This window comes from Brevibacterium antiquum CNRZ 918, assembly GCF_900169145.1.
GTDB lineage: Bacteria > Actinomycetota > Actinomycetes > Actinomycetales > Brevibacteriaceae > Brevibacterium > Brevibacterium koreense.
Map to the genome: position 1 here is coordinate 1 of NZ_FXZD01000042.1, position 1,329 is coordinate 1,329.

At 58.8% G+C, this 1,329-nt stretch carries 2 protein-coding genes and 1 other annotated feature; both genes read left to right on the top strand.

What is annotated here, in order from left to right:
* On the top strand, positions 1 to 366 hold a 366-nt coding region (locus BANT918_RS18205), incomplete at its 5' end, for a transposase (RefSeq protein ID WP_418904428.1).
* Positions 327 to 443 (top strand) — a sequence feature (AL1L pseudoknot). (Overlaps the previous gene by 40 nt.)
* The gene (locus tag BANT918_RS17105) at positions 363 to 1,286 is read left to right on the top strand and encodes an IS3 family transposase (protein WP_418904429.1); all 924 of its coding nucleotides are present in this window, start codon (positions 363 to 365) and stop codon (positions 1,284 to 1,286) included. Its footprint overlaps the feature before it by 81 nt. The genes BANT918_RS18205 and BANT918_RS17105, both read left to right, overlap by 4 nt.
* Positions 1,287 to 1,329 lie beyond the last annotated feature (43 nt).

A 1,329-nucleotide genomic window follows, 5' to 3' on the forward strand; every position in this document is an offset into this window, starting at 1 on the left:
TGGATCGCCCCGGGGATAATAGAGGCAGGGAGATTGGAAGAAGGAGATTCTCTCATGCCAGTGAAATATACCGACGAGCTCAAGGCTCGTGCCGTCGAGCTCGTCATTCATGCTCAAGCAGAAACGAGCACCGCGAACGGAGCGATTGCTCGTGTAGCCAAGGAGCTCGGGGTTAGCAAGGAAGCGCTGCGGGTCTGGGTGCGTAAGCACAAGGACTCGGGGAAAGTCACGCCGATGGAATCGGTTGATCTTGAGGCTGAGAACCGCAGGTTGCGGGCGGAGTTGGCGGAATCGAAACGCGCCAATGAGATCCTTCGCCGGGCGTCGGCTTTCTTCGCGGCGGAGCTCGACCGCCCATCAAAGTGATTGTCGACTTCATCGACGATAATCGTGACGAGTTCGGAGTCGAGCCAATCGTGCGCGCCCTGAAGAGGACTGCTGCGCGGATTGCTGTGAGCTCGTATTACGCCTTCAAGAAGCGTGAACCCTCGGCACGTGCCCTTCGTGATCGGGAACTCATGATCCTCATTGGGAACGTGTACGAGGCGAACTATTCCTGTTACGGGGTGCGGAAAATGTGGAAGGCGATCAACCGCGAGTACGCGGACCGGTTCGGGAATATCGCCCGGTGCACGATCGAGCGGTTGATGCGCCAGCTGGGCATCGATGGTGTCCGGCGGAGGCGGAAGCGTCCGAAGACTGCCTCGGCCAGGGCCGAGGAATGTCCGGAGGATCTCGTCGAACGTGAGTTCGCCGCCCGGAGGCCGAACTGTCTCTGGGTCGCTGACATAACGTACGTGCCGACGCGGTCTGGGTGGGTGTACACGACGTTCATCCTCGACGTGTTCCATCGGGAGATCGTGGGCTGGCAGGTGACGAACCATATGCGCGAGTCCTTGGCCAGGGACGCGTTGACGATGGCTCTGGCAGCTAAATTTCGTGTTGGCGAAGACGTATCGGGGCTTGTCCACCACAGCGATCGGGGCGTTCAATTCCGATCGATTCGCTATGGCGAGACCCTTGCTGAATCGGAGATCGTGGCGTCGGTGGGGTCCCGTGGGGACTCGTACGACAATGCTATGGCTGAGGCCCTGAACTCGGTTTATAAGGCTGAATTGATCGATCGTCGTGAGTGGTCAGGGTTGATTGACGTCATGGCTGAGACGTCGAAATGGATCGGCTGGTACAACCGGCGACGATTGCATTCGGCGATTGGATACCGGCCGCCGTTCGAGGTTCATCGCGAGTGGATTGAACGCGGCAGCGACGAACCCGTGGCTGCCTAAGAAACCAAGAAAAACACCCTCTATGAAACCCGGAGCTTGACAC